At 74.7% G+C, this 5669-nt stretch carries 6 protein-coding genes; 2 read left to right on the top strand and 4 right to left on the bottom strand.

Annotated elements, in window-relative coordinates; genetic code table 11:
* From murJ to EBO15_RS42525, 4 genes are all read right to left on the bottom strand, one after another.
* Positions 1 to 1464, bottom strand: a 1464-nt coding sequence (murJ, locus tag EBO15_RS42540) for a murein biosynthesis integral membrane protein MurJ (protein ID WP_122200105.1), incomplete at its 3' end; no start/stop codon positions are given.
* A gap of 98 nt (positions 1465 to 1562) precedes the next feature.
* Complete coding sequence (locus EBO15_RS42535; RefSeq protein ID WP_122200104.1) at positions 1563 to 2384, bottom strand: ABC transporter permease; 822 nt, start codon at positions 2382 to 2384, stop codon at positions 1563 to 1565.
* Positions 2381 to 3484, bottom strand: a complete 1104-nt coding sequence (locus EBO15_RS42530) for an ABC transporter ATP-binding protein (protein WP_122200103.1) — start codon at positions 3482 to 3484, stop codon at positions 2381 to 2383. Before EBO15_RS42530 ends, EBO15_RS42535 begins: the two co-directional genes overlap by 4 nt.
* A 192-nt stretch (positions 3485 to 3676) precedes the next feature.
* The gene (locus tag EBO15_RS42525; protein ID WP_122200102.1) at positions 3677 to 4378 is read right to left on the bottom strand and encodes a PadR family transcriptional regulator; all 702 of its coding nucleotides are present in this window, start codon (positions 4376 to 4378) and stop codon (positions 3677 to 3679) included.
* Positions 4379 to 4779: 401 nt separating this feature from the next.
* On the opposite strand from EBO15_RS42525, the gene EBO15_RS42520 reads away from it, so the two are divergent.
* Both EBO15_RS42520 and EBO15_RS42515 read left to right on the top strand, forming a co-directional pair.
* Complete coding sequence (locus tag EBO15_RS42520) at positions 4780 to 5133, top strand: hypothetical protein (RefSeq protein ID WP_233616856.1); 354 nt, start codon at positions 4780 to 4782, stop codon at positions 5131 to 5133.
* 68 nt (positions 5134 to 5201) lie between these two features.
* Positions 5202 to 5669, top strand: a 468-nt coding sequence (locus tag EBO15_RS42515) for a hypothetical protein (RefSeq protein WP_147481910.1), incomplete at its 3' end; no start/stop codon positions are given.

Here is a 5669-nt window from a genome sequence, read left to right as displayed (position 1 = left end):
GGCCGCGCTGCCCGGCCCGGCGCCGAGGGAGCCGTCGACCGCGTGGGCGACGGCGGCGGCCGCCAGCCCCGCGACGGTCGCGGCGGCCAGGCTCCGCACGTGGACGTCGAGGAGGCGGCGGCCGTCCACCCGGCCGAGCCGGTGGCGCAGCGTCAGGGCCGTGACCAGCAGCCCGGCCGTGTAGGCCACGGCGGTGCAGGCGGCCAGCGCGATCACCAGCCGCGCGCCGCCGGTGAACCGGGACGCGACCAGCACGGCGGTGACCGTCACCGCCGAGACGCCGACGCTGATCAGCGCGGGCGTCCGGGTGTCGCCGAGCGCGTAGAACGCGCGCAGCATGATCTGGTACCCGGCGAACGGGACGAGCGCCAGCCCGTAGGCGGCGAGCGTCCGCCCGGTCAGCCGCGCCGCGTCCGGCGAGGTGTTGCCGTGCGCGAACATCAGCGTCGTCAGGGCCGGGCCGAGGACGATCAGCGCGGCCGCGACCGGGGCGAGGGCGACGCCGGTGAGCCGCAGGCCGTGCGACAGGTCGGTGGTGACGCCCGCCAGGTCGCGGCGTCCGGCGGCGCGGCTCATCCGCGGCAGGACACCGGTGATCACGGTGACGGCGATGACCCCGTAGGGCAGCTGGAAGATCATGGACGCGTTGCTGTAGACGCCGAGCATGCCCGCCCCGGCGTGCGAGGCGAGCCGGGAGCAGACCACGAACACGGCCTGCGCGGCGGCGACGGACGCGACCGTCCAGCCCGCCATGGCCGCGATGCGCCGGACGCCGATGCCGCGCGGGTCGGCGTGCAGCCGCAGCCGGAACCCGGCGCGGCGCCCGGCGAACGCCAGGACGGTCATCTGCGCGGCGACGCCGGCGCTGGTGCCGACCGACAGCAGGAGCGCCTGCCCGGTGGTGAGCGACTCGATGTGCCCGGTGCCGCCGACCAGGACGAACGCCAGCCCGGTCGCGGTCACGACGAGGTTGTTGGCGACCGGCGCCCACATCGGCGCGGCGAGCCGTCCGCGGGCGTTCAGCACGGCCGCCAGGGTCGCGCTGACGCCGTAGAACAGGATCTGCGGCATGAAGAACCGGGTGAACAGGACCGCGACGTGCCGTTGCGGCGGCGAGAACCCGGAGACGGTGGCGTCCACGATCAGCGGCGCGGCGATCACCGTCAGGATCACGACCGCGCCGAGCCCGTAGACCACCAGCGACAGCAGCCGCTGGGCGAAAAGGTCGGCGTCGGGCCGGGACGCCTGCCGGACCAGCAGCGGGACGACGACGCTGGCGACCGCGCCGCCCATCACCAACTCGTAGATCGTGTTCGGGGCGACGTTGGCGGCGGTGTAGGCGTCCAGCAGCCGGGTGCCCATGCCGAGCGCGGTGACCAGCACCAGCGCGCGGAGGAACCCGGTGATCCGCGACACGGTGGTCGCGATCGCCATGGCGCGCCCGGTGCGGAGCAGTTCGCTCATCGATCGCGTCCCTTTCGTCCCATGTCAGGGTAGGCGATCAGACAGAACGGGCGGCGGCCCGGACGCCCACCCGGGGGCCGGGCCGCCGCGGGGAAGGGTCAGACGGACTTCTGGTAGGAGCGGAAGGTCGCGACGGAGATCCCGACGCACACCACCGCCAGGGCCAGCAGGCCGCCGCCGCGGGCGGCGACCGAGGCCCAGTCGGGGCTGGTCGTGAGGGCCGAGCGGCCCGCGCGGACGGCCCAGTCGAGCGGGTTGCACGCGGTGATGACCCGGATCCAGCGGGGCATCAGCGCGGTCGGCATGAACGCCGAGGACAGGAACGTCAGCGGCAGCATGAACAGCACGTTGAACCCGATGATCGCCTCACGCTGCCGCAGCAGCATGCCCATCGCGTTGGACAGGCCCCCGAACACCGTCCCGAGCAGGACGCCCGCCGCGACGACCGCGGCGCACCCGGCGATCCCGCCCGGGTAGTGCGCGCCGCCGAGCAGCCCGAACAGCAGGATCGCGACGGACTGCAGACCGGTGGTGACGGCCTGGTCGGCGACGCCGGAGGTCATCAGCGCGACCCGGCTGACCGGGGACGTCAGGAACCGGTTCAGCGTGCCCCGGTCGATCTCCTCGATCATCGCGACACCGGCCCACATGCTGGCGTTCATCGCGTTCATGGCGATCACGCCGGGCACGAGGTACCCCAGGTAGGAGCCGTGGCCGAAGCCGGGGATGTCCACGACGCGGCGGAACAGCGACCCGAACAGGAACAGCCAGATCGCGGGCTGGACGAGGTTCCCGGCGATGACGGCGGGCTGCCGGGCCACCGCGTGCAGGCGGCGTCCGGTGAGGAGCCAGGTGTGGCCGATCAGGCGCGGCACGGTGAACGCGCGGGGCGCGGGGGCGGTGACGGGCGCGGCGGTCATCGCGCGGCCTCCTTCCGGGCGGACGGGCCGGGCTGGGGGACGGCCTGGACGCCGGGCGCGGCATCCGCGCCGGGTGGGGTCTCCCTGCCGGGTGGGGTGCCGTCGCCGGAGGGGGTGTCGGGGTCGGATTCGGGGGGGTAGCGGCGGCCGGTGTAGCGCAGGAACACGTCGTCCAGGGACGGGCGGGCGACGGTCACGGACGCGGCGGGCGTCCCGGCGCGTTCGAGCGCGGCCAGGACGGCGGGGACGGCCGCCGCGCCGTTGTCGGCGCGGGCGCTGACGCCGCCTCCCGACACGCGGACCTCCCGGATGGGCGGCAGGTCCTCCAGCACGGCGCGGACCTGCGCGGGGACGGTCCCGGACGGCAGTTCGAGGTGGACGGCGTCGCCGCGCAGCTCGCCCTTCAGCTCGTCGGGGGTGCCGCCCGCGACGACACGTCCGTGGTCGACGATCGCCAGGCGCTCCGCGAGCCGGTCGGCCTCCTCCAGGTAGTGGGTGGTGAGGACGACGGTGAGGCCGTCGTCCCCGGCGAGCCGCCGGATCTCGGCCCACATCGCGGCGCGGGCCTCGGGGTCCAGGCCGGTGGTGGGCTCGTCCAGGAACAGGACGGCGGGCCGGTGGACGAGGCCGAGCGCGACGTCCAGGCGGCGCTGGGTGCCGCCCGACAGGGTGCTGACGAGCCGGCCCGCGACCTCGGCGAGGTCGAACCGGGCGAGCAGCTCGGTGGCGCGGGCGCGGGCGGAGTGCCGTCCCATGCCGTGCAGCCGGGCCTGGAGGACCAGGTTCTCGCGGGCGGTGGCGCGCGGGTCGCTGCCGGAGCGCTGCGCGACGACGCCGATGAGGCGGCGCACCTGGTCGGGGCGGCGGCGGACGTCCACGCCCTCGATCACGGCGGTGCCCCGGTCGGGGCGGGTGAGGGTGGTGAGGATCTTGACGGTGGTGGACTTGCCCGCGCCGTTGGGGCCGAGCAGCCCGAAGACGATGCCGCGTCCGACGGTGACGTCCAGGCCGTCCAGCGCGCGGACGCCGCCCTTGACGCCGCGGACGGCGTAGGTCTTGCCGAGGTCGTGCGCGCGCACGGCGCACGGGTCGGTGGTCATGGGACTCTCCCGTTCGTGGGATCGGTGGGACGATCCGGCGGCGGAGGGGGTCCGGCTAACCTTGTGGTGTCGCCCAGGTCGCTGGTTCCGTTGCCGCGGATCGGCGTTCTGGTCTCGGGCCCCGGCCCGGTGTTGCCGCACCGGCCGGGGCCTTGACGTTGCTGTGGGTGGCCTGTCCTCAGGCGGACGTCGTCAGTCGGCCTCCTCGTGCGGTGGCGTGGCCTCCTGCGGTGGCGGGGCCTGCTGGGCGGCGCGCCGCCGTTCCTCCTCGTTGAGCCGGGCGATCTCCTCGGGGACCTCTCCGGTCTCGTGGAAGCGGGCCCAGTCGGCGAGGCCGGGCATGGTGCCGTCCTCGAGCCGGGCGAGCAGCGCGCGGACCCACTCGGTCTCGGCGGCGGCGAGCGTGCGGTGGTAGTCGGCCTCGATGAGGAGCAGTTCGGGCAGCCAGGCGCGGGCCTCGGCCAGGCGCCGGTCCTGCTCGGCGAGCTCGGCGTCCAGCGCCTCCATGCGGCGGCGCAGCAGGCCGGTGAAGTCGCCCGGGTGCAGGACGGCGGCGTCGGCGAGCGCGGCCTCGAAACGCGGGTACTCGCGCTCGGGGACGGCGACCAGCTCGCGCAGCCAGTCGGCGAGCTCGGCGCGGCCCTCGGGGGTGATCGCGTAGACGGTCCGGTCCGGCTGGTTGCCCTGACGGACGGTGCCGGTCGACTTGATCAGCCCGTGTTTCTCCAGGTTGCGGACGACCGTGTAGAACGACCCCCAGTTGATCTTCACGCTGGCGTCCTTGCCGCGGCGCCGGAGCGTGGAGGCGATCTCGTAGGGGTACATCGGGCGCTCGCCGAGCGAGCTCAGCACCGGCAGCGCCAGCAGGTTGCCGACCCTGCGCCGCTTCGCCACCGGGGCCACCTCCGCCCGTCCCTACTCGCCGACGAGTACTCGTGGACGAGTACTCGTCTCCGACGGTACGCCTCCGCGGGCTCCCGTCACCCCTCTTGGGCGAGATTGCCCCGTTCCGGCCGCCCCCTTTCGGGCATCGCGGGACGCCCACTTCCCCCGGCCGGATTTGCCCCCGAACGTCCCTGCCGCCCGGACGCGCCCCCTCCTGTCGTTTATACCGACAGGTATCCCTCCTCTTTGAAGCGTTCCACCGGGGATGAATTCCCACCCTTTCCTGAACGCGTGAATTCGCTCCGGGATATCGCTTTACGCGCCTTATCCGACGCGTACGGTCAGGGCCCTGGGACACGCACTCGCAGAAGGGGGGCGCGGTGGGCATCAATGGCTGCATGGAGCAGATCATGACGATTCCGGGGGCGCGTGGCGCGACCCTGGTCGACTGCTCCACCGGCCTGGCGGTGGCCGCGTCCGGCGGCGCCGCCGGGGCACTGGACCAGCACCAGGACGCGGCGGGCACGACCGACGTCGTCCGGGTGGTGCTGGCCAGCCCGGCGCTCAGCGCGTCACCGGCCGGCGACGACGTCCAGGAGATCATCGTCTCCGGGACGTTCGGCTACCACCTGCTGGTCTGCGTCGGCCGGGCGTTCGGCACCCAGCTGTTCCTCCACGTCGTCCTCGACCGGGACAGCGGCAATCTGGCGCTGGCGCGGCTGCGGGTCCGGGAAATCGTCGATCTGCTCGCGGAGGGGGCGTGATGGGGTCCGAGTTCTCCGGCGCCCCGCGGTTCTCCGGCCCCGCGGGCGAAAACGCCGCCGGTTCCCCGGTGCGAGGGGAATCCGCCGCCGTCCCGTCGATGCCGCCCCCGCCGGGCGGGGGCCCGCAGGGTGAGGGGGGTGACGTCGCGCTCGAGGAGTTGCTGCTCCGCCTGGAGCGGGACCGCTGTTCGGGGGAGGTCAGCTGCGGCATGGAGGGGCGCGTGCTGCTCTCGGAGGGGCTGGTGTGCCGTGCCGAGTCCCGCCGTGCGACGCCGCTGGCCGCGTTGTGGACGTCCGGCGGTCCGGTCGGGGAGCAGCCGTGGTGGCCGGGCCAGGGCGGGGTTCCGGAGGGGCCGGCGGGCGGGGAGGACGACGCGTCCCCGCTGCAGATGTACGCGCTGGCGGCGACGTTCGACGCGATGGCGCTGCTTCTGGACGCGTCGTGGTCGGCGTCCTGGCCCGGCCGTCCGGACGGCGGCCCGGCGGGGCGGCGCGGCGGGCCGGGGTTCGAGCCGCGGTTCGTCGCCGGACGGCTC

It is taken from the genome of Actinomadura harenae, from assembly GCF_003696215.1.
Lineage (GTDB): Bacteria > Actinomycetota > Actinomycetes > Streptosporangiales > Streptosporangiaceae > Spirillospora > Spirillospora harenae.
This window is presented reverse-complemented; position numbering and strand designations above follow the sequence as displayed.